The sequence below is a fragment of the Persicitalea jodogahamensis genome (genome assembly GCF_014651615.1).
Lineage (GTDB): Bacteria > Bacteroidota > Bacteroidia > Cytophagales > Spirosomataceae > Persicitalea > Persicitalea jodogahamensis.
Window position 1 is genome coordinate 1,239,940 of sequence record NZ_BMXF01000002.1, and the last position, 23,217, is coordinate 1,263,156.

The 23,217-nt window shown below is 51.4% G+C and carries 22 protein-coding genes; 5 read left to right on the forward strand and 17 right to left on the reverse strand.

All coding sequences use genetic code 11. The features are described from left to right. The first annotated feature begins 30 nt into the window (after window positions 1-30). Both IE117_RS15310 and IE117_RS15315 read left to right on the forward strand, forming a co-directional pair. Window positions 31-1,080, forward strand: a complete 1,050-nt coding sequence (locus IE117_RS15310; protein WP_189565302.1) for a T9SS type A sorting domain-containing protein — start codon at window positions 31-33, stop codon at window positions 1,078-1,080. 58 nt (window positions 1,081-1,138) lie between these two features. Further along, a complete protein-coding gene (locus IE117_RS15315; RefSeq protein ID WP_189565303.1) occupies window positions 1,139-1,285 on the forward strand; it encodes a hypothetical protein in 147 nt (48 codons plus the stop codon). Between the two features lie 166 nt (window positions 1,286-1,451). Here the strand turns inward: IE117_RS15315 and porU2 are convergent, their stop codons facing one another. Beyond that, complete coding sequence (gene porU2, locus IE117_RS15320; RefSeq protein ID WP_445482617.1) at window positions 1,452-4,706, reverse strand: putative type IX secretion system sortase PorU2; 3,255 nt, start codon at window positions 4,704-4,706, stop codon at window positions 1,452-1,454. 244 nt (window positions 4,707-4,950) lie between these two features. Here porU2 and IE117_RS15325 point away from each other — a divergent pair, with 244 nt between their 5' ends. Then, window positions 4,951-6,057 (forward strand): Gfo/Idh/MocA family protein, encoded by a 1,107-nt coding sequence (locus tag IE117_RS15325; RefSeq protein ID WP_189565305.1) that lies wholly within the window; start codon window positions 4,951-4,953, stop codon window positions 6,055-6,057. Here IE117_RS15325 and gldF read toward each other — a convergent pair whose 3' ends face one another. From gldF to gcvH, 5 genes are all read right to left on the reverse strand, one after another. Then, window positions 6,058-6,786, reverse strand: a complete 729-nt coding sequence (gene gldF, locus IE117_RS15330) for a gliding motility-associated ABC transporter permease subunit GldF (protein ID WP_189565306.1) — start codon at window positions 6,784-6,786, stop codon at window positions 6,058-6,060. 92 nt (window positions 6,787-6,878) lie between these two features. Continuing rightward, window positions 6,879-7,394 carry a DUF4199 domain-containing protein gene (locus IE117_RS15335; RefSeq protein WP_189565307.1) on the reverse strand — a complete coding sequence of 172 codons (516 nt, stop codon included), beginning with the start codon at window positions 7,392-7,394 and terminating at the stop codon, window positions 6,879-6,881. 83 nt (window positions 7,395-7,477) lie between these two features. After that, on the reverse strand, window positions 7,478-8,041 hold the full coding sequence (locus tag IE117_RS15340; RefSeq protein WP_189565308.1) for a DUF4199 domain-containing protein: 564 nt from the start codon (window positions 8,039-8,041) through the stop codon (window positions 7,478-7,480). A gap of 96 nt (window positions 8,042-8,137) precedes the next feature. Further along, complete coding sequence (locus IE117_RS15345; RefSeq protein WP_189565309.1) at window positions 8,138-9,451, reverse strand: dihydroorotase; 1,314 nt, start codon at window positions 9,449-9,451, stop codon at window positions 8,138-8,140. Between the two features lie 67 nt (window positions 9,452-9,518). After that, window positions 9,519-9,899 carry a glycine cleavage system protein GcvH gene (gene gcvH / locus IE117_RS15350; protein WP_189565310.1) on the reverse strand — a complete coding sequence of 127 codons (381 nt, stop codon included), beginning with the start codon at window positions 9,897-9,899 and terminating at the stop codon, window positions 9,519-9,521. A gap of 318 nt (window positions 9,900-10,217) precedes the next feature. Between gcvH and IE117_RS15355 the strand changes: the two genes are divergently transcribed. Next, window positions 10,218-11,045, forward strand: a complete 828-nt coding sequence (locus IE117_RS15355; RefSeq protein WP_229580915.1) for an MBL fold metallo-hydrolase — start codon at window positions 10,218-10,220, stop codon at window positions 11,043-11,045. A 105-nt stretch (window positions 11,046-11,150) separates the two neighbouring features. Then, complete coding sequence (locus IE117_RS15360) at window positions 11,151-12,299, forward strand: TIGR03364 family FAD-dependent oxidoreductase (RefSeq protein ID WP_189565312.1); 1,149 nt, start codon at window positions 11,151-11,153, stop codon at window positions 12,297-12,299. 289 nt (window positions 12,300-12,588) lie between these two features. On the opposite strand, the gene IE117_RS15365 is transcribed toward IE117_RS15360, so the two are convergent. Genes IE117_RS15365 through IE117_RS15415 form a run of 11 tightly spaced genes read right to left on the reverse strand, consistent with a single transcriptional unit; the run spans window position 12,589 to window position 23,216 of the window. Beyond that, window positions 12,589-13,662: a hypothetical protein gene (locus IE117_RS15365; RefSeq protein ID WP_189565313.1), complete on the reverse strand. Its 1,074-nt coding sequence runs from the start codon at window positions 13,660-13,662 to the stop codon at window positions 12,589-12,591. Between the two features lie 16 nt (window positions 13,663-13,678). After that, on the reverse strand, window positions 13,679-14,509 hold the full coding sequence (locus IE117_RS15370) for an SMP-30/gluconolactonase/LRE family protein (RefSeq protein WP_229580917.1): 831 nt from the start codon (window positions 14,507-14,509) through the stop codon (window positions 13,679-13,681). Next, window positions 14,510-15,988 (reverse strand): M81 family metallopeptidase, encoded by a 1,479-nt coding sequence (locus tag IE117_RS15375; RefSeq protein WP_189565314.1) that lies wholly within the window; start codon window positions 15,986-15,988, stop codon window positions 14,510-14,512. A gap of 4 nt (window positions 15,989-15,992) precedes the next feature. Beyond that, window positions 15,993-16,382, reverse strand: coding sequence for a RidA family protein (locus IE117_RS15380; RefSeq protein ID WP_189565315.1), 390 nt, complete (start codon window positions 16,380-16,382; stop codon window positions 15,993-15,995). Beyond that, window positions 16,379-17,023, reverse strand: coding sequence for an RraA family protein (locus tag IE117_RS15385; protein ID WP_229580919.1), 645 nt, complete (start codon window positions 17,021-17,023; stop codon window positions 16,379-16,381). The genes IE117_RS15380 and IE117_RS15385 overlap by 4 nt, the downstream gene beginning before the upstream one ends. A 44-nt stretch (window positions 17,024-17,067) precedes the next feature. Then, window positions 17,068-18,327, reverse strand: a complete 1,260-nt coding sequence (locus IE117_RS15390) for an MFS transporter (protein WP_189565316.1) — start codon at window positions 18,325-18,327, stop codon at window positions 17,068-17,070. A gap of 5 nt (window positions 18,328-18,332) precedes the next feature. Continuing rightward, window positions 18,333-19,421 carry a PLP-dependent lyase/thiolase gene (locus IE117_RS15395; protein ID WP_229580921.1) on the reverse strand — a complete coding sequence of 363 codons (1,089 nt, stop codon included), beginning with the start codon at window positions 19,419-19,421 and terminating at the stop codon, window positions 18,333-18,335. Then, window positions 19,418-20,233, reverse strand: a complete 816-nt coding sequence (locus IE117_RS15400; protein WP_189565317.1) for an SDR family NAD(P)-dependent oxidoreductase — start codon at window positions 20,231-20,233, stop codon at window positions 19,418-19,420. The genes IE117_RS15395 and IE117_RS15400 overlap by 4 nt, the downstream gene beginning before the upstream one ends. Then, a complete protein-coding gene (locus IE117_RS15405; protein WP_189565318.1) occupies window positions 20,223-21,158 on the reverse strand; it encodes a succinylglutamate desuccinylase/aspartoacylase family protein in 936 nt (311 codons plus the stop codon). Before IE117_RS15405 ends, IE117_RS15400 begins: the two co-directional genes overlap by 11 nt. Beyond that, window positions 21,124-22,281, reverse strand: a complete 1,158-nt coding sequence (locus tag IE117_RS15410; RefSeq protein ID WP_189565319.1) for a sialidase family protein — start codon at window positions 22,279-22,281, stop codon at window positions 21,124-21,126. Before IE117_RS15410 ends, IE117_RS15405 begins: the two co-directional genes overlap by 35 nt. Window positions 22,282-22,295: 14 nt before the next feature. Further along, on the reverse strand, window positions 22,296-23,216 hold the full coding sequence (locus tag IE117_RS15415) for a dihydrodipicolinate synthase family protein (RefSeq protein WP_189565320.1): 921 nt from the start codon (window positions 23,214-23,216) through the stop codon (window positions 22,296-22,298). Window position 23,217 lies beyond the last annotated feature (1 nt).

Below are 23,217 nucleotides of genomic sequence, written 5' to 3' on the forward strand. Positions count from 1 at the left end.
TTACCCATTAACCATTAACTACTGATACATATGAGCAATCGATTTTTAAAACTAGTGCGCCTGACGCTGTTGCTTGCCGCTTTGGGTTTTTACCAGAACAGCTTCGGACAACTCGATCCTCAGCTGACGGCCTACCAGATCGCGCCCAACCCCATACAGGCGACCAACTTCGCCCAGGCCCAGCTCACTTTCGCCATGGCCGGGCAGGCCGGGACCGTTCCGGCCGGCGGAATCGTCATCCAGGTGTCGTTCCCTACCGCCTACCTCCCCTACGACCCGGCGGGGCCGGCTGGCACCAGCCCCACCATCGCGCAAACCAACCCGCTGTTCACGTTCACCTATGATGTGGGGCTGCGGACCGTCACGGCCACCAGCAGTGTGCCCATAGTAGCGGGCGACGGCACCACCATCAGCATAACGCTTTACGGCGCTGCCGAGACCGCCGCCAACCCGCAAACCAACGCCAACTTCCAGAATCCCGCCCCGGTCGCCGGTGACGCAGTCGGGAACAATGCCATAGCCACTTCGGCCAATGTCACTGCCGCGCCCAGTCCGGTGCTGCTGTCGAGCTTCTCAGCCCAGAAGGAAGCCCAGACGGCGCTGCTGAGCTGGAGCACGGCCGAGGAAATCAACAGCGATCGCTTCGAGGTGGAGCACAGCCTGAACGGTAAGAACTGGCGGATGATCGGCAAAGTAGCTGCCGAGGGCAACAGCAAGAACACGCAATGGTATTCGTTCACGGACGTGAATCCGGCCAACGGCTCCAACCTGTATCGCCTGCGGATGGTCGACCGGGACGGAACTTTCGATTACAGCCGGATCAAAAGTCTGGAATTCGACATCAATATCGAAACTGCCCTGTACCCCAATCCAGTGGCTGAGCGGCTGTTGCTGAAGACCGACGATCTGAGCAAGATCAGCCGGGTGGAGCTCTACAATGCGATGGGGGTTGCGGTGATCCACACGGAGAGCGTCTCGGACACGGGCCTGGACGTGAAGAGCCTGCCCACGGGCCTGTACGTGGTGAAGGTGACGCGCACCAACGGCAGCACCGACACATTCAAAGTACTGAAGCAGTAGGCGCGGGATGCTTCCCTTGCCCAGGCCTTCTCATCTCATCAAAAAAACAGAAACTCCCATGAACACAGATACCACCAAGGGCGCAGCTGCCCGAAATGCCAAGAAGCAGTACGTCAAGCCAGTTCTGAAAACGATCGGCTCGGTGAGTGAGCTGACCCTGAAGGGCGGCTCGCAGACCGACGCCTTCTCCAATTTCTCTTCGTGAGAAGTCAGGCTGTGAATTCTCCGAAAGCCGGCCTGCCATTGCGTGGGCTGGCTTTCTTTTTTAGGTTGCATCCGAATTTTGCCAGAATTAGATTGCCTGATCAACGGTAAAATAAATGCTGGCACCAGCCTGCTCAGGAAGCTAAGTAAGCACGGTAAAGCGTGATTCAATTGACCAATATCCGGCCATTGTACATCTGATCGTCTACCTGAATTTTGTACAGGTACATTCCCGCTGGTTGTTTGATGAGCCAATACAACTCATTATCACCTGGATGGGCTTTGAATTCCATATCTTCCAGTAACTGCCCGGAAAGGGAATAAATTGACAGTTTGAGCGCCTGTCCATTGAAGTCCTGGGGGACGGGTACCAGAAACTTTGCGTAGTAACTTGTCGGGTTAGGGCTGACGCGGACGCCAAGTGTTTCCAAACCTTCCGTGACGCTCCACCGGATGCGGTACGGCTCACCCACCCGGTTGCCGCTTTTATCTTTTCCCTGCACCAGCAAAGTGTAGTTTCCCGTTCCACCCGAAGCCTGATAGGTTGCGCTCAGGCTATTGTCGTCTTCTAGCAGGTAGTTGATTTGCCTAGTTTCTATTTTTTTGAATTCACAACTATCGCAGGATTTCAGGTAGAGTTCGATCAGAGCAGGGTCGAGGGCGAGCGGGTTTTCGTCTTTCAGCAGTACCACAACCGTAGGGTTTGCACCGACTACGGCATCGTTTGCGGGTATTCTGCCATTCACGCTCACCTGCATGGTTGGGTTCAGTCGGTCGGGCCGGACGGACGCCGGATAGACGACTGACGCCGCGATCCGATCCCAATCCAACCCGAGCAACGCCCGGTTATTGTCTTTGCGGAGCTCATCCACTTCATTTTTTTCATCCACAAGTACCTCCAGCTCCGCAAGCGGCCCGGAATTCTGGAAAGTCAGGTAAAGCGTGTCCCGTAGCGCAGGTGCACGGATCACATGTTGTGACACCGTCGCCGGACCGTTTTCAGGCGTTTTGTTCAGGCGAATGCTCAGAGTGCGGTTGGTCTCCGCCTTACCTACATTGGTCAGCACTATGCCCACCTGAATAGAGTCCGCTTTTCCAAGCGCCAACGAGGGGTTCTTACTTTGGATAAAAAGACTTTTTGCTCCCACCGAATAGTCTGGCTTACTGATCCTGAATACGACCAAAGCCGGATCGCCAAGTAATATGAGTTGATGGATATTGGCAATATCGTACGGGTCAGGGGAGTCTACCGCAATCTCGTGACTCACTTTTTGCAGTACCTCACCGATGGGACGGCCCAGCGTCGCCTCCTGAGTAAACAAAGCCCGATAGAGCTTCTCCAGGTACTTTCCCGAGGTAGGAGCATAACTCCAGTATGAATTGGACAGAACGCCAATGGCTCCCTTGTCGGCTGCCATCAGCCAATCCGTGGCCAGCGTTTCGTAGCGGTAAAAGACGTTGCCAACCCCGCACCCATTGAAGTACATGAAGGGATACTTTCCTTTATTGCTCAACTGAGAAGCAGGAGAGGAGGCAAAGCCGATGTTCAGGTCAGGTACCGTGGGCGAAGCGTGACCCATGAACGTGATCATGCCGAGACCAGCGTTCACCTGTTCCGCAATATTCACATTCTCTACTGGTTCGTTGGTTTGCTTAACCAGTGTTTCTACCGAACCCCTTAGGAAAGCATCCTCGACCAGCGGCTCAATTCCTCCCAGAATCGTTTTGAGCCGGGTGATTTCATCGGCTGACTTCCCCCCGCTGAGGTGCAGTAGTTTCTTGGTCGAGATGTCCGCTTCGGCGGCCTCCACCTCTTTGATCTTGCTCAGATAAGAGAGTACCTCCCCATTACTGTTAGCGCTAAGCCTGCCCGTTCGGAAAGCCTCGCTGTCGGGTTGTGTGCCGCCCAGCCCCGCCGACAGCAGTACATCTGACCCGGGATATCCAAAAGTAGGGACATGGTCACGGTCTTGCCAGGTTTTCAGCACATCGGGAAAGCTTACGCCATTGCCGATCAGCAAAAGGTACTTATCCTTCTTACCGTCTTTGAGCTGGTGGTCGAGGAAATTGCGGATACCCAGCGGCCCTCTTTCTCCAAAATTAAATTGGTTGTCGAGTTCCTTCGCATCGGCCACCAGCACGTTGAAACTACCCCCTGCCGCCGACCGTCTATACTCTGCATAAGCTTGGGCGGAGCTTTCAAGTAAGCTATGGGTGATAATTATATAATTGAATCCGGTCGCGTAAGGTTTGAAAGGTACTTTCTGGATGGATTTGCTTTTCAGGAGACTTCTCGACACGAATAGTGAGCGACTGGCTGCCGTTCCGAGCACGGTCGTCTGCAATTGCGCATTCTCATACTTACTTTCCAGATACCGGGGATTTTCGGGATCGGTAACATCATAAACGCGAGAGGTCGGGCCTTCCGAATCAGTCAAAGACTCTACTGCGATACTGGAAACATTAGCCGGATTGGGAATCAGATAGAAGTATTTTCCAGTCTGACCGGCCATCGTGAAACGCTGCGGGTACGTGACCTCGTAGCGGGTCAATGAATAGAGTTCCAGCGGACTTTTGGAGTCCGATTTCATGGCCAGCACGAATTCACCCTTAGCGTTTAGTTCGCTTTCGGCCACCGTGCCCTGGATATTGCGATGGTCGAAACCAATGAATTGAAGGGTGTCGAAATTGCGGGAGCCAATAAAAAACTTGATCTGGTGGTAAGTTCCAAAGCGGCCGTTGATCAATGCCTTCAGCTTTATCGGATACGTGGCGTTGCTCACCCTATTGGAAAGCGAGATGTTGTAACTGGCCAGAGAATCCCCCTGAATTACCTTTCCTGTCCAGTTTTCCCCACGCTCGTAGTAGCTGTGCTGCAGATTTGGAACCAGTCCGTTATTATTGTTAAACGACCACTCGTCCTGGTACTCTTTCACCTGCCGTTCCAGGTGAAAAGCTTCCGGCTTTGCATTGGTGACGGAGTAGGGGACCTGCTGGATGCGTTTGCCTTTTTGGGTTGCGCTAACGGTCAGGAAATAATAGGCATCGGCATTATAAAGGCTAACGCCGGTGGGCGGACGGGCTGAATAGGGACGATAAACCAGGCTATCCTGTTCGCCTGTATTTCCGGGAGAGAAAAATTCCAGGTATCCCGTTGAACCAAGCTTTCCGTCACTTCCGCCTACCACCCGGATGGCCACTTCCCGCCCTCGATGAAAAAGTTGAATATTGTCAGACACTGCCGCCGCAGTCGGAAAACCGGCAGCCTCCAGTTCAGAAGCTGCGATTTGGTAGATTCCAGCTTTGGGGATGGCGATTTTAAAATAAGTCTGGCTGTAATCAATCCAGGAGTTCGAGTATGGCGTTTGGGCCATAGCTGCGGATAATCCTATCAGTAAAAATAAGAGTATCTTTTTTCTCATATTGTTTTGTATCCTAAGCCATGAGCAACAGGGCTGGTTTCCGGCTCAACCAGCTGATTCCTGGCGATGTTTATAACTTTACTTCATAACGGTAAGAAATTCAATAAAGGTACTCATATTGTTCAATAGGTTATTTTTTTATCGATAGTTCCGGGATCTTGCCGTTACTTGCAGACGTATGAATCAGTAAAGACAGCAACTTTCACACTTTGCCTACCGTATTTTCATCATTATCCTTGCCAATATGACTTCCCGACGCGACTTTCTCCAAAAAATAACGCTGAGCACCGGACTAGCCTCCCTGGCTCCCACTTTACTTTCTGCCACACCTGCTACAAATTCTGCCCAGCAGCCTGCGCGTAAGCTGCGCGTCGCTATTATGGGCCTGGGCAGCTATGGTACGCGCGTAGCAAAGGCCATGAAAGACTGCCAATCGGCGGAACTAGTGGGGATCGTGACGGGGAGCCCCGAAAAAATTCCTGTTTGGAAAAAAGAGTACAATATCCCCGACAAGAACGTATACAACTACGAAACCGTCGGGCAGATGAAGAATAACCCTGATATCGACGTGGTGTATGTCATTACGCCCAACTCGCTTCATGCCAAGCACGTTATGCAGGTGGCAGCGGCCGGCAAGCATGTGATATGTGAAAAACCCATGGCCGATACCGCTGCCAACGCCCGTAAAATGATTGCAGCTTGTGAAAAAGCGGGCGTGAAACTGCTGATTGGTTATCGATTACACTTTGAGCCCTATACTCGTAAGGTTATCGAAATGATCCAGGCGGGCGAAATGGGCAAATTGAATTACATCGACAACTACCAGGGCTTCAAAATCGGTGATCCTACGCAGTGGCGACTCAAAAAATCCCTGGCCGGAGGGGGTGCTCTGATGGACGTAGGCATTTACTGTCTCAATGCGGCCCGCTACCTGTCCAATGAAGAGCCGATTTGGGTCACTGCTCAGGAAACCAAAACCGACCCGGTCAAGTTTGCCGAGGTGGACGAAACCATTCAATTCCAGCTGGGCTTTCCCAGTGGCCTGGTCGCCAGTTGCGCTACCTCGTACAATATCAGGTTTGAGCGGTTGTATGCTCAGGGCGACAAAGGTTTCGCCGAATTAAGTCCTGCCTATGGCTACGGACCCATCAAAGGGCGCACCCATAAGGGGCCGCTTGATGAGCCCGTAGTAACTCACCAAACTGCACAAATGGACGGCATGGCTGACATTATTTTGAATAATAAAACAATTGATCCCCCAGTAGACGGGCAGGAGGGCCTGAAAGATATGATCGTCCTCGATGCTATCTACGAGTCAATCAGGAAGGGAAGTGCGAAGATGAAGCTTTGACTACCGGCGTAGTTTTCCCACCCGCCAGTACGTTAGCATCAGGAAAAAAGCAATGAGGCTGAGCAAATAAATGACATTGCGAAGGTCGACTAGTCCGCGACCCAGCGCCTGGTATTGCTGGTCGAGAGCAGCGGCGGAGAAGAACAGCGCCAAACTACCCGAACCCAGCAACTGCGACAAGGCGCCGAAACCGCTGTACCAGACAAACCCAAGAAAGACGCCGATAACGAAGGCGACGATCTGGTTGTCATTCAGGGAGGACGCCCACAATCCCATTGCCGTGAGTACGCCGCTCAACAGCAGCAGCCCGATGTAAGAACCGAAGACTGCCGCCGAGTCGATATTGCCAGGCGGATTGCCCAGTTGATATATACTGAAGTAGTACAGCAGTGTGGGCAGCAGCATAATGGCCACTAAGAGCCAGTTTGCCAGAAACTTCCCCACAACCAGCGACACATCGCTCAACGGTTTGGTGAGCAACAATTCAAGGGTTCCGGTCCGGCTTTCCTCGGCCAGCGACCGCATGGTGATGGCGGGTATCAGGAACACCAATACAAAGGGGGTGAGGTTGAAAAAAGTACTGAGATCCGCATACCCGTAGTTCAGAACGCTGGAATCGGGAAATACCCAGACGATCAAGCCAACTGCCAGCAGAAACGCCGCCATGACAATGTAGGCAATCAGGGAGTTGAAGAAACTACTGACTTCTTTTTGAAAGATGGGAAGCAATTTGATTTTGAATGAGTGAATGAAAAGAAGGGGCGGTTTGCTACGCACACACGGCCCCGCTGTTATTCCGGTATTCTCTGATTCAGAGTTAATTATTCGAAAACCGGCTTGTTGCGACGCATGATGGCGGATACGATGAGCGCAATGATGAACCCAACAACTAAAAATATCACGATTCCCATCAGAAACATGATACCGGGCGTCTGGAATTTTTGCGCCATCTCGATGCCGGCGTCAATCTGGGCATCACTCATGCCCCGGCTTTCCATATCCTCGCGCGCTTTATCCATGGCCCGTTCCATAACGTTGGGGTCAATGAATTGCGTGTAAAAGATTGAGAAGGTAGACGAAAGCAAACCAACGATAGTCGACATGAGGCTACCGATTCCCAACCCCTGGCCGTAGGACATGAAGCCATCGTTTTGGGTGCGGAATTCGCGCATCGCAAAAACCATTCCGGCCGCCAGAATCAGGAACGAGATAGACGACAGACCTTGGTTCTGGTTAAGTTCAGCGATGGTCAGGATGGTGGAGTAAACGATCACGGCGATGCCGATGATTACGCCAAATTTTAGCGCCACACGGGCTACAGACGGTTGCTCTTGCATGAGGAGGGGTATTTAAAAGTGTAGGGTTTGGAACAATCTGGGATAAAAGTACACCGATTTGCCAAAAGAATCAAAGGCCTTAACTAGCTTTTGGGACGAAGGGGGACTGGTTCCTGCCGGCGGAAAATAAGCGAGATAATCAGTATGGGTAGTACAGCCATTACGGTTTTCTTGGCCATTTCGTCAGTGATTAGTTGTCCAGGTTTGGTATTGACCACCGCTTTCAACATCGACTGAAACTCCGCCTCACCGATATCCTTCACCAGGTCGGCTTTTCCCTGCACCAGCAGTTGCTGCATCTCGGCTATGTATTTGGCAAACAAGTCAGGGTCGACAAATTCGACAAAAAGAAATATCAACCAGCCCACCACGAATGCCCCCACCGTATTGACGACGTAACAGATGGTCAGCCCTTCCCAGAAGTGCATGTAGCCGTGACCGATATTTCGGCGGTAGTACCAGCAGGCCGCTACCATCATTATCAGGAAAATTCCGAAATCCAGCACCTTATTGTTCCCCAGTGGCATGACGCCGATCGCGTATAATCCCAGGAAGAACAGGAAAGCCATCACACCCGTCGCCGCTCCAAAAATCATCGGAATTTTTAGCAAGGGTTTATTAAAATAATTCTGAGTAGCGCTGGGCATTTTTCGTTTGAATGGTAAAAAATTTGATCGATTGGAAGTGTGTGGGCTTTGATAATGGCGCTATACGACAAACACCAGCGGCCTGATGACCAAGCTTTATGTACCCCACAACTGAGCGTCCTCATTTACAACCCCAATTACTCTCCCCGGAAGTTTACTTCCCAAGAAAGGCGAGTTCCTGGATTTGGAAAGGGACTTGTCAAAAGTCCATTCTTCATCCGGAGAAAATATGGTGAGATTGGCAGGTTGGTTTTCAGAAATAATGACATGAGGCAACCGAAGAATACGACGCGGATTGGCGGTGATTTTTTCAACAATGTCTTCAATAGTCAATCCGCTGTGCATCAGGGCAAGAGAGAAGGCGGTTTCCAACGCGGTAATTCCAAAATCGGCCTGATCAAACTCCACGTTTTTATTTTCCTCGGCATGCGGGCTGTGATCCGATACGAAAATGTCGATCGTGCCATCGGCCAATCCTTCGCGCAGGGCAGCGATATCAGCGGGAGAACGAAAGGGGGGATTGACCTTCAGGTTTGTGTCGAAGTTCATCAAAGCAGAATCGTCGTAAGCCAGCTGGTGTGCCGCCACGTCACAGCTTACGGGCAGGCCCTGCGCCTTGGCTTCGCGGATAAGTGATACGGCACGGGCCGTAGAGACAAGCGAAACATGTAGCTGCGGCAATGCATTACGCCCGGAATTTTCGTCATTCCCCTGGTTCACCGGACCCACTTTCTCAGTGGCGTAGGCCAGCAATTTCAGGTCGCGGCTCAGCATCATTTCTTCGCCCAGGGCGGGCATTCCTTTAAGTCCCAATAGGGTGCTGGTGATTCCCTCGTTCATTTGGCCAAACAGCGTCAGTTGCCGGTCTTCGGGGCGGTTAATCAGCAGCGAGTCCAGCGGGCGCAGGTACAGCAACGCTTTGAGCAAAATGTCGGCGTTCTGGATGGGTACTTCACCATCGGTAAAGGCTACGGCTCCGGCATGGTGCAGGTCGATCATTTCGGTAAAATCGACCCCTTCGGCCTTTCGCGTGACGGCTGCTGCCACATGCACACGGACGGGTTGGCCCGGACGCGGTTGCCTCACATAGTTGAGCGTGTCTTTGGCATCTACCACGGGTTTCGAATTAGGCAACAGCATAATCTCTGTAAAACCGCCCCGCGCGGCGACGCGACGGACCGAGTCGAGATCTTCTTCGTGTTCGTACCCGGGATCGCGTGAAGCTATACGCATATCCATCCAGCCCGGCGAAACGCACCAGCCCTTGCCCTCGCGGATTTCTGCGCCGTCGGCATCCAGAGCTTCACCAATGCGGACGATTCGGCCCCCTTGCAAAAGTACATCCCTGACCTGCCCGTTCCAAGGCGAGTGTTTGTCCACAATTTTTACAGCGCGCAGGAGTGTATTCATCCGTTTAGTTTACGAATTTTCATAAAAAAAGCTCCTCTCGGAGCTTCCAAATTAATGATTCGGGCCGCTAGGCCCCCACAAATGTCTTATAATCCTCTGCCGACATGAGGCTGTCGAGTTCGCTGGCATCCGAAACTTTCATTTTAATGATCCAACCATCTCCGTAAGGGTCATTGTTGACCGCTTCCGGAGTACCGTCCAATGCCGGATTTACCTCCAGAACTTCACCAGCTACTGGGAGGAATAGATCAGAGACCGTCTTCACTGCCTCTACGGAGCCGAAGACTTCGCTTTTTGCCAGCGAATCGCCGACCGAAGTCACATCGATATAAACGATGTCACCAAGTTCATTTTGGGCATGGTCCGTAATGCCTACGGTAGCCACTCCGCCTTCAAGGCGTACCCACTCGTGGTCTTCAGTGTATCTCAGTTCTTCGGGGAAAAGCATATTTGTTATTAATAATGTAAAGTGGGAAATGAGCTGTACGCTTGATTCCAATAATCTGGTTGGTCAGCAACCAGTATAATCCATGCGCCTTATCCGGCTCAAAATTTCTACAAAGAACTGAACGCGGGGGGGAAATTCCAAATGGATTTTGTGGCCTGTGCAAATAGCGGACGCTGGGATTATTTTAACAGCGTATTCAACCTTCGTTTGCTATCTTGCCAAATCATTAACAAACCAGACTTTTCAATTATGCAACGTCGTCATTTTCTCGGAGCTTCGGTCCTTTCGGGTGTTTCTTTATTGAGCTCAAAAAATCTCTTGGCCCAACTACTGGCCGAAGATCCTTACAAAATGCGTGACCTGCGAGGGGGCGTGGGCATTTTTACCGAAAAGGGCGGCACGATCGCTTATTTTATCAATAAAGAGGGTATTGTAGTGGTGGATACGCAGTTTCCCGAGCAATCGGAACACTTGATCGGTGCGCTGCGCAAAACGAACGAGCAGCCCATTTCCTACCTGATCAACACCCACCATCATGGCGACCATTCGGGTGGCAACATTGCTTTCAAGGGTATAGCGAAAAACGTCGTGGCTCATGCCAACTCGGCCCGGAACCAGCGTGAGGTTGCCGAAAAGCAGAATAGCGTCGAGAAGCAACTGTTTCCGGACCTGACTTTCACCGATTCCTGGAAGCAGAAGGTGGGTAAGGAAAGCATCAAAATGCACTACTTTGGGGCGGGGCACACCAACGGCGACAGCATCGTGCACTTCGAAAACGCGAACGTCGCTCACCTGGGCGATTTGCTCTTTAATGGCCGCTACCCGTTTGTGGACGCCTCCGCCGGAGCCAGCGTCAAGAGCTGGATTAAAGTACTTGACAACACCCAGAAAACTTTCGATAAAAATACCCTCTTTGTCTTTGGCCACGCTTTTGACCCCGAAAAAGTGACGGGAGGGCAGGAAGAGATAAAACTATTCAAGGACTACCTGGAAAAAACGGTCGCCTATGTGGAAAAAGAAGTGAAAGCCGGAAAATCCAAGGAAGAGATTCTTAAAACCGGCAGTATTCCCGGCGTCACCTATATGCAGGGAACCGGACTGGAACGGAGCCTGGGACCCGTTTATGATGAGGTAACGGCAGGGTAAGAAAAAAGCTTAACGAAAACTTTACGTGGCAGGTCAGGTTCGCGAAGCTGCCGCTTATACTTTTGACTCCCTGAAAAAATTCACCAAGCAGACAATAGTAAGTACATGAAGCCCTTTGATTTGATTGTAGTCGGTGGCGGTATTTTGGGAACATCGCACGCCCTGATGGCTGCCCGGCTGGGGAAACGTGTGGCTTTGCTGGAGAAAGACAACCGCCTACAGGGTGCGACCGTCCGGAATTTTGGGCAGGTAGTACCGTCGGGTTTGGCAGGTCGCTGGCATGGTTACGGGCGGCGCAGCTTGGAAATTTATAAAGAAATCCAGCAGGAATTTGATCTTACGGTGCGGGCGGCGGGTTCGGTCTATGTGGCCTCCGATGACGAGGAATGGCAGATCGCGCAGGAATCGGCGGTAATCTTTGCTCAGAAAGATTATCCCAACGAATTGCTTTCAGCAGAAAATACGCTGGCGCGCTTTCCCTACCTGAAAGATGCCTACGTGCGGGGGAGTATTTTCTTTCCCGACGACATGAACGTCGAGCCCGATCGCATGGTGCAGCGACTGATCGAGTATGGCGGCCGGAAATATAATATAGACTACCGGCCGGACTCCGCCGTGCTTGCTTGCGAACCAGTGGGTGATTTGATCCAAATCAGAACCGCTCGCGGCGAAATGCTACAGGCTGAGCGGGCAGTGGTGTGCAGCGGAAGCGAGTTTAGCCTGCTTTTTCCTGAGATTTACGCCAACAGCGGCTTGGTAGTTAGTAAACTACAAATGCTGCAAACTCAGCCACTTCCTCGGGTCAAAATGCCCGCCAATGTATTGACAGGACTGACCCTGCGCCGTTACGAAGCTTTTGAGGAGTGTCTCTCATTTGCCAAACTAACCGCCCCCCCTCACTATGAGGAGCTAAAAAAATGGGGTATTCATATTCTATTCAAGCAGGCTGCCGATGGCTCCATTATCATTGGCGATTCGCATGAATATGCCCCGGCCCCCAAAGTCGGTGAACTGGGCTTTGACCTTAAGGAATTTATTAATGAACTCATGCTCAAGGAAGCCGAACGCATTGTCACGTTTCCGGTACGCGGCATCGCCCGCGCCTGGGCAGGCTACTATGCTCAGCATCCCGACGAAATATTTGAGCGCGAAGTCGCAGACCGGCTGCACATCGTGACGGGAATCGGTGGTAAGGGCATGACGTCGAGCCTGGGTTTTGCGGAGGAGAATGTAAAACAATGGTTCAACGGCTAACTTTCCAGAAGGCCGTTACGCATGGATGAAATAATAATAAACGGCTTGCCAGTGTGGATAGTGGCGGGGCAGGTTGCGCCACCGCGCGGGCGGTCCCGTGGCAGCCCGTGTGCAAAAGCCACAAAATCGTATTCATCGCTTGGCGCAAGTAGTTTGGAATTGTCATATCCAGCTCATCAGTTCGAAAACCGCTTATACATAATTAAGATCCATGCCAATAGGCAAAATTCGCTTATCCTTTCCAGATACGGACCAACTGCTAATGATTGAAGATGACTTAAACTTTGAATCAGCGAACACCTACGACGGTCGGTGTTCGCACGCCCGGTTTTATCTCGCCGCTCACGTACAGCCATTTCCCCTGCCAATGGACTACGGGCAATGTCACCCGAGAGGGGTAATTTTGTTGGTCGCCGGGGTATTCCCAACTATCTTTATCAGGATAGTAATATAGGAGGGTAGGGGTAAGCCCGGGGTGCATTTCAGGTACTTTGTACTGGGCAGTGACGGCGTCGACACCGCCCCAGAATAAGAACCGATCGTCTTGCAACGTGGGTAGGGTAGTTCCGCCCGCCGAAGCTCCCCTTGGCAGGGCAGTCAGTTTTGTCCAAGTTGCCTGCCAGGTGCCTTGCTTTTTTTGTAGATTCAGCCGGTAGCTGTCCTGTAAAATCAATCGGTACGTTTCTCCTTTGGTATTGGTATCTACCGTTTCACCACTAAACATGTAGCAAGCATCCTTGTATACTGCACTGACGGGAAATCGACGTTCGCGGCCCGGCCACGCTTGTACCTCCTGCCAGCCCGAGACTTTGGCTTCCAAATCCAGTATCAGGCATTTCTTTAGAGCCGCTCCATCCGCCGAATTGCTCCCACCGAACAGCACAATAGTACTGCCCAGAAGTGCACCACCCATGTTGGCGAGGGGATAAGGAAGACTGGGATAGCTGGATTTTAAAATTCGCTGCCCATTCCAAACTACCCCCTGGACTTGGTCGAGGTGTCCGGATTGATTGCTGCCGCCAATAATGATAACCTCGTTTTGGTAAGAAAATGATACGCCGTAGCCGCTGCGAATGGGTAGTTTGGTGGGCGCCTTCACCCAATTTTTACTCCCTTTTTCGAGAATGTAGATATCGTCATACCATACTTTCTGTCCTCCCTCCCAGGGTGGTTTTCCAGGAAAATTCGCTCCACCCATGGCCAGCAAGGCATTGTTGCTCACGCCCGCGTACATTCCAGCAAATCCATGTTTGTCAGGAAGGGCAGGGAGTTCAGTCCATTGTAAACTTGACTGGGCGCAAACAGAAAACACTACAATCCATGAGCAAAGCAGACTACTTATTACTGATTTTCTGACCTTCATTTCTAGATTCGGTGGTTTAGTGGAGAACCGTAAGCAGCAGTACCGCTCCTGGACCCGGCTCGCCATAACCGCCGGTGATGATCAATTTCTGACGCTCGGGCTCATCTTCCATGAAGCAGACATTGCTGGTCAGAGGTAGTTGGGTGTCTACGGTGAACAGTAGCTCTCCGCCTGCTGAAAGTACTTGGACGGCTTGCATGCCGTAGTGGGCCACCCAGACGTTGCCTTTGTGGTCCAGCGCCAAACCATCTGGTAGATTGCCGATCGCTGTATTGGATGCATGAATTGGCAAATCGGCGAAAACCTCCGGTTTGCCTGCCATAACTCCGGGTTCGGTCAATGCCATTTTTACAATTCGGTTTTGGTAGCTTTCGGCCACGTACAGGCATCTTTCATCTTTTCCCAAAACCAATCCGTTGGGATAGTCCAATCCTTCAGCCACGATGTATTCTTTACCATCATTTCCCAGGTAACATACCTTGCCATGGTGGCGCACCGAATCGGTGAAGTATAGGTTTTGCTCAGAATCGACCACCAAATCATTCGGAACCCTGACGGACACACCGGCGCATGAACCTTCGATTACATTCCCAACAAATTGCCCAGTACAGCTTAACCGGACGACGGAAGCATTTTGACTGTCGCAAATCCAGTGTTCACCGTTAGGCAGAACTACCTGGCCGTTGGGACAGGCGGCTTCGGCCCATGCGGAACTAATCCCCTCCTGATTCTTTTGGTAGATTTTGCCGCCCGTGAGCGTGGTAAAAAACAAATTCCCCTCGCGATCAATGGCAGGGCCTTCGGTGTAAAAGGGTAGATCAAGAAGCTTTTCAATAGAATAATTCATTCACGCGACCACTTTTTCAAAGGGAAACAGCGGCCTCCGACGATGTTTATAAGGAAAAAGCGTCATATCTGCCTGTGTTACTCCGGGTGTGTCGAGTTGCGCAATCGTAGGGCAAACCGATGAGTAGGCCGCAATCGGGGCATTGACGCCTTTGGCCACAATAAAATTGAAGTCAATGGGTGCGAGACCGAAGGCCGTCAGTTGTCGAATACTATAAGGAGGCGTCCGCTTGGTTGTTAGCATGATCGTATTGCCCAGTAGTGTTTTTACTACCGCGATAGTACCCATATCGTAATTAACGAACCCACCATGTTTAGGGGTGTCTTCCTGAAATACTCCCGCCGTAACAAATTGGAGGGTGACTTCAACCGGGTAGGTTTTATCAGTTTCACCCAGGTCGATCTTAACCGTATCACCTGTTTGGTAGTTAAGGCATTGTTTTACGCTTTCGGGATGATAAAGGCAGATGAAAACCCCATCTATATTTTTTTTCTCAAAGTACTCCAGAAGATACGTGCTATCACCAGGTGCTCCACCGCCAACGTTATCACCGATATCGAGCGCCAACACGGGTTTCGGGGCATCTAGTAAGTCGCTCAAGACAGAGTCGATTTTCACCTTTTTCCCGTCGAAATCTTGAAGGTGAACCAGCGCATATTCCCTAAGTGCATGACCTGCGTTTTCGATATTTTCGGTTTCCTGAGAGCTGTTATTTTGTGAAGCAATGATTAAAGCAGAACCCATTTCCTTTACATCTGCGTAAGGGAAACCAAGCAAAATTCCAGCTGATAGTAATTGGTATTCGGTTTGCAGCTGGTGGGCGTATTCGTAAAAACCTTTACAAGGATGGGCGTTCGTATTTTGCTGCTCTATGCTGATTGCCAACGGAAGCTGAAAAAGCTTTTGAGCAGGTTTGATATCGCCGCACAAAGTTTTCAGCATTACCTCAGCCGCTTTACATCCGGTGGCAAACTGGTCGATGTGGGGGTTCGTACGATAGGGGATCAGAAAATCGGTAGCCAGAACCATTTCCGGACTTACATTGGCGTGCGGATCCAGCGTGCCAATAATCGGGATATTGGACCCCAGCTTTTCCCGTAGCGCTCCCAGCCAATGACCATCCATATCGGGATTAGTCGGCGTGACTCCCGCCCCGTGGGGCACGACGATGCAACCCTCGACGGGCAGAACATCGTCCAGCATGGCCATCATATGGAATCGAATAGCCTCGTAGGTTTCATCCGAAATAATCCCACCGGGTGTAGCCATAGCATAGAATACCGGAACGAGGTCAACGTCCGGAGAAGCGTCGATCACCTCGATTACGCCGCTGATCTCGTGATGCGCTCCCTGGTATTCCGCCCGAATGGCATCCCTTTCCAACCAATACCCATTTTTGAAGTCGTCCAATGTAGTTGCGACGTCGATGAACGTATTGGTTTCGTGGTATATCCCCAGTAAGGCAACGCGCTTTCTCATGATCTCACTCTCTTTCACCCAAATAAACCACGGCATCTACCTCAAATTTCAGAAGATCACCCAGGCAGCCGATCAGGGTAGTTCGGGCGGGGTAGGGAGCATTGAAGTAGTCCATGTAAATGGCGTTGAATTCGGTTAGGTACTCCTGTTTGCCTACGTAATTTCTCACCTGAACAGCGTTATCCAGACTGGTTCCGGCCGCCTCGACGATCCTTTTCAGATTGTCAAAGGAACGCCGGCACTCGCCTTCAAAGGTATCGACGACAATATTTCCCTGGTCGTCGACCGAGGCTTGACCCGATACGAACAAATGTTCACCAGAAATAATACCTGGCGAAAATGGTAAGGTACTTTTTGGGACATTACTCCCGGTCACTACTTGAATCTGGCTCATAATACTCCGTATTTTTGGTACGCTTCGGTGGCTTTCATGCCGTTTTTTATGGCATCGCGGGTGATATTCTCCGCGTCTACTTTTTGCAAAGCAGCCTCAATCACCTGCTCCTCAATCTGGCTGGGAATCACCACAATACCGTCTTCGTCGGCCATAACCAGGTCGCCGGGATTAAAAACTACCCCATCTATTTCGACAGAAACATCCATTTCGATGACTTTTTGCCGGTTTTGGCTGTCGTACACGTTTTTAGCAGTGGCAAAAACGGGAAAACCCATTTCGCGCATTTTGGCGACATCCCGCACCGCTCCGTGCACGATAACTCCCACGCAGCCGCTGTTCCGAGCCGCTGTAGAAAGCAATTCCCCCCAGATACCCGAGCGGTTGGAGCCGCCCGCCGCGCAGATCAACACATCTCCCGGCTGACAGGAATCAACGGCCTGCAATTCCATTTCATAGGGATTTTCATCAACATTAAAGATATCCGCCCAAAGTGTGGTCTTACAGCGACCCAGCAATTTGTCGGTTCCAGTATAAGCAAAGAACGCGCTACGAGTAGCTTGCTGACGGTAGCCCATTTGGTCGAGGACATCAGTAAGGACGGCGACGTATAGTTTTTCTTGAAGTTTGGGTAGATCCACTCTATTCGATTAAGTCAGTGAAAGAAATTTTTAATGTACCACCTTCAGGTTGTCGGGACTTGCCCGATAGCCTTGTCGGGTTTTACCAGATACAGCAATCCGGCGCATAGTAATAAAAGTACCGAAGCGACTCTGAACATCAAACCAAGGTTGATATCTGCATCACGTAATGCCCCGCCAACGTAAAGCCCAATTCCACCCACAATGCAGGAAACCATGTTCAGCAAGCCGTAGGCCGTGGCGCGATAGCGGAAGTTCACAATCATGCACAGGATCGGCATCATGTTTGCATCCAGGAAGTAGCGGGTAAAGGCATAGAGCATGAACCCTACGATAGCCAGGTTGAGAATGGTGGTACTACTTGCTAAAAAAATTCCTGGCCCGGCCACCAACAACCCCACCACCGGGACGAGTATTCTGGCTCTTGAAAAATATTTTGTCAATCGGTCGGCGAAGAAGCCTCCCGCTAACACGCCCGCCAGCGAAGCGGCGTGAAAATAGCCCGTGGCGTACACGCCCGCCATGCTTTGCGACAGGTTAAATTGCTCCATGTAGTAAGTAGGCAGCCACCCAACTACCATCCAGCTCGTAATCCCACCCAACCCCCAAAGGGCAACGGAAAGGAGGTAGGAGCGGTTTTTGATTAAATCCTCAATCGAGCTGAGAAATCCCGGTTTATTCGGCTGGCCCGACGGCAATGTCTCTTCGCTCTCCTCTTTATTGTCACGCAAAGTACCGAGCAGGACGACGGAGTAGGCCAGGCCAATGAGGCCAAAGACGGCGAAAGCGTAATTCCAGGTTCGGTTCTCGGCCAGCCAGCCACCCAAAAAACCCAGGCTTTGTCCGATCATAATCCCACCCATGTGGATGCCAGTGGCCAGGGAGCGCGTGCGTCCCCGGTGATAATCCACGATCAGGGCCAGGGCGGCGGGAATATAACAGGCTTCGCTGATTCCCATCAAAGCCCGGGTGAGCAGCAATTCCTCGAAAGTAGTAGCCCGCCCGGTTAGCCAGGTAACTATCGACCAAACGAACAAGCTGGCTATAATGACCCGACTTCGGTTAAAGCGGTCGGCCAGGAATCCGGCCAAAGGGCTGAGTAATCCGTACACCCAAAGAAAAACAGAAGTCAGCAAACCAAACTGAGCATCGGTCATGGGAATTTCCTCAAGAATGGATACCCGCATGGTGGTGATCATAATCCGGTCCAGATAATTAAGGCAGCCCACGACGCAAAGCAGGCCTACGACCAGCCAGGCGTAGAACTGTCTGTTTCCCGAAAGTTTCAAGGCAAAATCACTCATAGCGGTCAGTGCTGGTTGAGAACTTCAATTTCCCGACTAATTTTTGTCTCTTCAATAGTTTGAGGTTCCGTTAATTGAAAGTTTTGGTGCACGTTTTCCATGTCTTTGAACCCACTGCCGGTGATCAGACAGACTACGGTTTCGTTCCTCGGCGATACTTCATTTCGCAGAAGGGCATCTTCCAAACCGGCCAAAGCTACGGCACCAGCCGGTTCGCAGAAGATTCCCTCCTGGGTTGCCAGCCTTTTTTGCCAGCTAAAAACCGATTCATCGCTCACCACATAGCCATTACCACCCAGAGCCCTGCAATTTTCGATTACCTGATTGCCGTCCAGCACGCTGGGTACCTGAAGGCCGCTGATCCGGGTAGTGGAGGCGGCCACGGCACGGGCCATACTCGCGTGGTCTCGCAGGGGAGAGGTGATGGTATCGTTTCCCCGCGGTTGAACGCAATGTACTTTGCTATTTGCCCCCGATGATATGACTCCCTTGGTCACGGCAAGCGTCAATCCGCCCCCGCCGGCGGGAGCGAAAATGTGGTCTATATTTGCAATCGTAGAGTCCTTCAATTCCAAAGCCAGCGTTTCCACGCCCCGCATGGCCGACGGACAATAGCGGTAGGCACTGACGGGTAAGGGGAGTTTATTCGCGGCGCAGTACTTCTCCAGAATACCGAATACCTTAGCCGTAACGAGCGGATCCAGGCCAAAGCCTTTTACGAGCCGAATATGCGCTCCGTAAAGCTGCATTTGCCGGATTTTGGAAGATGGGGCACCGTCCACTACGAAAATGACGCAGGTAATACCCGCCGCGGCGCAATAAGCGGACAAAGCCGCTCCCGTATTCCCACTGGACGTGGCGATGCAAAATTTTTGGCCAGCCGCCACCATTTCGCTTACCAGCACAGCCGCAAAACGATCTTTGTACGAACCGGTGGGGTTCAAATTTTCAAGTTTGAAATACAGATTCTCCAGACCCAGTGCCTTACCGATCCTTCGGGATTTCACCAGCGGTGTATTGCCCTCGCCAAGCACGACTCGGCAAGGTTCGGAAACCTGGGGCAAAAAGGAATCATATCGCCAGATGCTGTTCAAAATTCGTCGGGTCGTTGGAGTTTCTTTGAGGAATAGGAATTGAAATTTGGCTTGAAGCCACCATCAACTACCAGCGTGGTACCCGAAATGTAGGAGGCCGCTCCCGAACACAAAAAGAGGATGGCCTCTGCTACTTCCGCAGGTAACCCTCCCCGACCTAAGGGAATGTAGCCAGTTAATTCCTGAATCAAGCTGTCGCTAACGTTTTTCCCTTTTGGATCGACATAGTCATCACTAAGCTGCGTGTCGATGTAGCCCGGTGCCACACCCACCACCCGGATGCCGCTACGTCCGTAGGTAATGGCCAGCTCTCGTGTCAGCGCTTCGAGGGCGCCTTTGGCGGCTATGTACGCAGGGCCAATCCCGGAAGGTCGCCCGGCCATCACGCTGGACACATTGACAATCACGCCACCCGAACCAGCCTTCTCCATTTCGGCCGCTGCCCATTTGGCCAGGAAGGCGGGGGCGGTCAGGCAAATTTTCAGCGTCTTCTCCCAATCCTCCATGGCCATCGTTCGCAGGCTTTCGACGGTTCGCCAGGCAGCATTATTGATTAGGACATCCACACGGCCTAATTTCGCAACCGTTTCCCGCACAATATTTTGGAGGTAGTTCTGGTCTGCAAGATCGCCCGCCAAAACCAAGGATTTACTACCCTGCTGTCGCTCCAATTGGTCAGCGGTTTTTTGTAAGCCACTTTCATCGATGTCACAAAGTACCACGCGGTATCCTTCGGCGTCAAACCGCAAGGCGGTGGCAGTGCCTATGCCGCCACTGGCCCCGGTGACGATTGTCACTTTTTCATTGTCCATCGATTACTATTTTACCTGGTTTAGTGATGGGTAAAATGCCGCCTAACGCATCCCCTTTTTCTACTTTGCAATTTGCTCGTTGCAAAAAAGCCAAGCCATCCTGCTCTACCAAAACAGTTTCTCTTTGGCCAGTGAGCGGATTGACTACCATCCCCCAGCGATCCCCTTTTTTCAAAAAACTACCCAAATTATTTTCTGGTAAAAAGATCCCGTCGGACGGCGAGGGCATCATTATCTGTAAATACCCGCTGTTTCTGCGGTAGTCTTCTACCCAAAACCGGCCATCGGCAGGCAAAGTACCCACGGGGTGGTTTATCATTTTTAAACTACTCAACAGGTTCAAAAAACCTGCTTTATATTTTTCAACTACCTGGGGCTGAAACACTGAGCCGCCCCCATATTCCACGTAGATGGCTGGCACGTTGGCATCGCGGGCCACCGAGAGCGTTCGCCCGTTGGCAGTGGCGTCGGTTCCCCACACGATAGGCAGATTAAAAGCCAAAGCCATTTGTTGTTGCTTTGCTAAAATTTCTTTCACAGGATGTAGCAAGTACCCCGCCAGCGGAGCAATGTCATAGGCCAGCCCTCCGGTATGCATGTCGACATAGTAATCAGCCTGTCTAATATGCTCACTGATGCGATAAGCGGCCCTTTCTGTGGTAGTACCAACGGCATTGCCCGGACAGACACGCGCTAAATCCAGCTTATCTTCGCCGTAGCGGCTCCCCAGCCGGTAGGCACTTTCGTTGACGATCGGGACGATTGACACATCGCCGCATACCAGTATACTCGGCAATAGTTCGCCCAATTCCAGCGCAGCCAGGACGGGTTCATACTCGTCACCGTGAACGCCGGCCGAAAGAAGCACGGATGGGCCGGGTTTTCCGGATTCAATCGACCGAATGGTAAAGTCCTCGCTGGGCAAGACGCGTAATGTTTGTAACGGAAAGCTTAGGATTTTGGGACAAGTCACTGGCGCAGTACCCCAGCAAAACGTGATCACCAACGAAATGAACAGCGATATAACAGTACCAACCTTCGGGATTGCTCTCGATGTTATTGATGTGCTGCCAGGTCTTTCCCTCATCTTTGGAAATCGCCACGGTCAGCGGCGTTCTTTTGCCCTTAAGCGGGCCTTCGGCGATGTCTTTATGATTATTCCAGACCAGCAATAGGTCACCCGTCGCAGGCACGCGAACGATCGTCGCCGGGGAAAGCGGAGAGTGAATAGCGCTGGGTTCGATGGCGCTCCACGTTTCACCCCCATCCTTTGAGTAGGATAGCTGCTGCACCCCGCCGCTGGCGCGAATGTACATCATCACCCGACCGTCTTTGAGGGCAACGACACCCGGCTCCTGAGTGACGATTTCAGTGGCGTCAGGTACTTTTTGACTGGATTTCCAGGTAGTTCCATTATCATCTGAATAGTACGTGAACAAGTCAGCTTTATTCTGCCATTGACCATCCGCCGTGGTATGCAGAGCCACGGGCATCAGGATTCGACCATTTTTCAATTGAATGACCCGACTGTTATTCAGCACAAAGTACCCTTTCTTATCCACGATGCAGGGCTTGGGTTGGCTCCATGTCTTAGCCTCATCAGAAGAAACTCTCATCATAGGGATACAGTCTTTGGTGGAGTTTTTCCTGAGATAGAATAGCGCGATTTTCCCGTTTTTCATGCGCAACAGCGATACGGACATTACGTTCATGTCGCCTTCCCGTTCTACAATGACTTTATCCTCACTCGTCCACGTTTTGCCACCATCTTTTGAGTAGCGTCCTGTCAGGTAAGCAGGAGCGTGATCGCTGTTGGAGCCACCCGTATAGTGACTGTACACAAACAGAATACGCCCGTCTTTGAGTGTGACAAAATCCCCCTCACTGTTTCGGGGATTGTCCTCGCCGGGGGCTAGTTTGAGAACTGAATTCTGCTGTAGCGACTCCTGAGCATGAAGATCTTCCGACGCAAGAATTGGCAACAGAAGCAAATTCAACCAGATCAGCCGGATAGAAAAATGTAGTTTTAAAGTGCGCAAAATGAACATGGATGTCAGGATTGTTAATGATTTTCCCTTGTAGATGTGGACAGGATGGCCATGTGTTCTAAAATCTTTTCTATCTCTTCATCCTTCCAACGCTGGTTTCCCATACCCAGGGGCGGATTTGGGATGCCAATGGCGACGCCATGCCTCATTTGCATGGCCTGTTGCAAAAAGGTCCAAATATTGGGTAATACCTGATTGATCGTCTCTTGAAAGGCCAGCATGAACTGGGTGCCTAACTCGTGGTTGCCGGCGATAAATTCCTTCCGGACATGTTTGCATTCTTCGCCCCACAAATTAAAAAAACTGCCAATGGCCCCCACGGTGCCACACAGCGTGGCGTGGCAGAAAAGTTCGTCGGCACCGCTGAACAATTGCAATTTATCGCCAGCCAGAATATGGACAAGGCTGATTTCATACAGATTCTGAGTGGTCAGTTTCATGCCGACGATATTGGGCAATTGGAGGAGTTGTTCCAGGTACCCTCTGGCGTCGCCACCGAAAATACTTTGATTGCCGATATGGTAGGGATAAAATGGAATGTCGATCGACGAACTGATTGCCCGGTAGTGTGCCAATGCATTTGGCACGCCGCCATTGTAATAGATGGGGGCAACGGTGGAAATGCCGTAAACGCCTGCTGCCTGGGCGGCTTGAGCGAGCCGAATGGATTCCTGGGTGTTCAAAGCGCCTACCTGAGCGACAATGGGTAGTTTGCCCTGCGCCACTTCAACGACTTTACGGGTTATTTCCTTGCGCTGGTTCTCTGTAAACAGAACCCCCTGACCCGTTGATCCCAGGATATACAGACCATCCATTTCCTGGCTCACGCATAACTGAACGATTTTTTCCAGCTCCGAAAATGAGGGCGCACCGCTTTCGTCGACAGGGGTTAGTAGTGCCGGCCAAATACCGCCAATGTCGTTTTTTTGATTCATT

What these genes read in the sequence shown, in the direction of transcription:
- IE117_RS15310 (WP_189565302.1), top strand. Translation starts at nt 31, where the DNA reads ATGAGCAATCGATTTTTAAAACTAGTGCGCCTGACGCTGTTGCTTGCC.
- IE117_RS15315 (WP_189565303.1), top strand. Translation starts at nt 1,139, where the DNA reads ATGAACACAGATACCACCAAGGGCGCAGCTGCCCGAAATGCCAAGAAG.
- porU2 (WP_445482617.1), bottom strand. Translation starts at nt 4,706, where the DNA reads ATGAGAAAAAAGATACTCTTATTTTTACTGATAGGATTATCCGCAGCT.
- IE117_RS15325 (WP_189565305.1), top strand. Translation starts at nt 4,951, where the DNA reads ATGACTTCCCGACGCGACTTTCTCCAAAAAATAACGCTGAGCACCGGA.
- IE117_RS15335 (WP_189565307.1), bottom strand. Translation starts at nt 7,394, where the DNA reads ATGCAAGAGCAACCGTCTGTAGCCCGTGTGGCGCTAAAATTTGGCGTA.
- IE117_RS15340 (WP_189565308.1), bottom strand. Translation starts at nt 8,041, where the DNA reads ATGCCCAGCGCTACTCAGAATTATTTTAATAAACCCTTGCTAAAAATT.
- IE117_RS15345 (WP_189565309.1), bottom strand. Translation starts at nt 9,451, where the DNA reads ATGAATACACTCCTGCGCGCTGTAAAAATTGTGGACAAACACTCGCCT.
- gcvH (WP_189565310.1), bottom strand. Translation starts at nt 9,899, where the DNA reads ATGCTTTTCCCCGAAGAACTGAGATACACTGAAGACCACGAGTGGGTA.
- IE117_RS15360 (WP_189565312.1), top strand. Translation starts at nt 11,151, where the DNA reads ATGAAGCCCTTTGATTTGATTGTAGTCGGTGGCGGTATTTTGGGAACA.
- IE117_RS15365 (WP_189565313.1), bottom strand. Translation starts at nt 13,662, where the DNA reads ATGAAGGTCAGAAAATCAGTAATAAGTAGTCTGCTTTGCTCATGGATT.
- IE117_RS15370 (WP_229580917.1), bottom strand. Translation starts at nt 14,509, where the DNA reads ATGAATTATTCTATTGAAAAGCTTCTTGATCTACCCTTTTACACCGAA.
- IE117_RS15375 (WP_189565314.1), bottom strand. Translation starts at nt 15,988, where the DNA reads ATGAGAAAGCGCGTTGCCTTACTGGGGATATACCACGAAACCAATACG.
- IE117_RS15380 (WP_189565315.1), bottom strand. Translation starts at nt 16,382, where the DNA reads ATGAGCCAGATTCAAGTAGTGACCGGGAGTAATGTCCCAAAAAGTACC.
- IE117_RS15390 (WP_189565316.1), bottom strand. Translation starts at nt 18,327, where the DNA reads ATGAGTGATTTTGCCTTGAAACTTTCGGGAAACAGACAGTTCTACGCC.
- IE117_RS15400 (WP_189565317.1), bottom strand. Translation starts at nt 20,233, where the DNA reads ATGGACAATGAAAAAGTGACAATCGTCACCGGGGCCAGTGGCGGCATA.
- IE117_RS15410 (WP_189565319.1), bottom strand. Translation starts at nt 22,281, where the DNA reads ATGTTCATTTTGCGCACTTTAAAACTACATTTTTCTATCCGGCTGATC.
- IE117_RS15415 (WP_189565320.1), bottom strand. Translation starts at nt 23,216, where the DNA reads ATGAATCAAAAAAACGACATTGGCGGTATTTGGCCGGCACTACTAACC.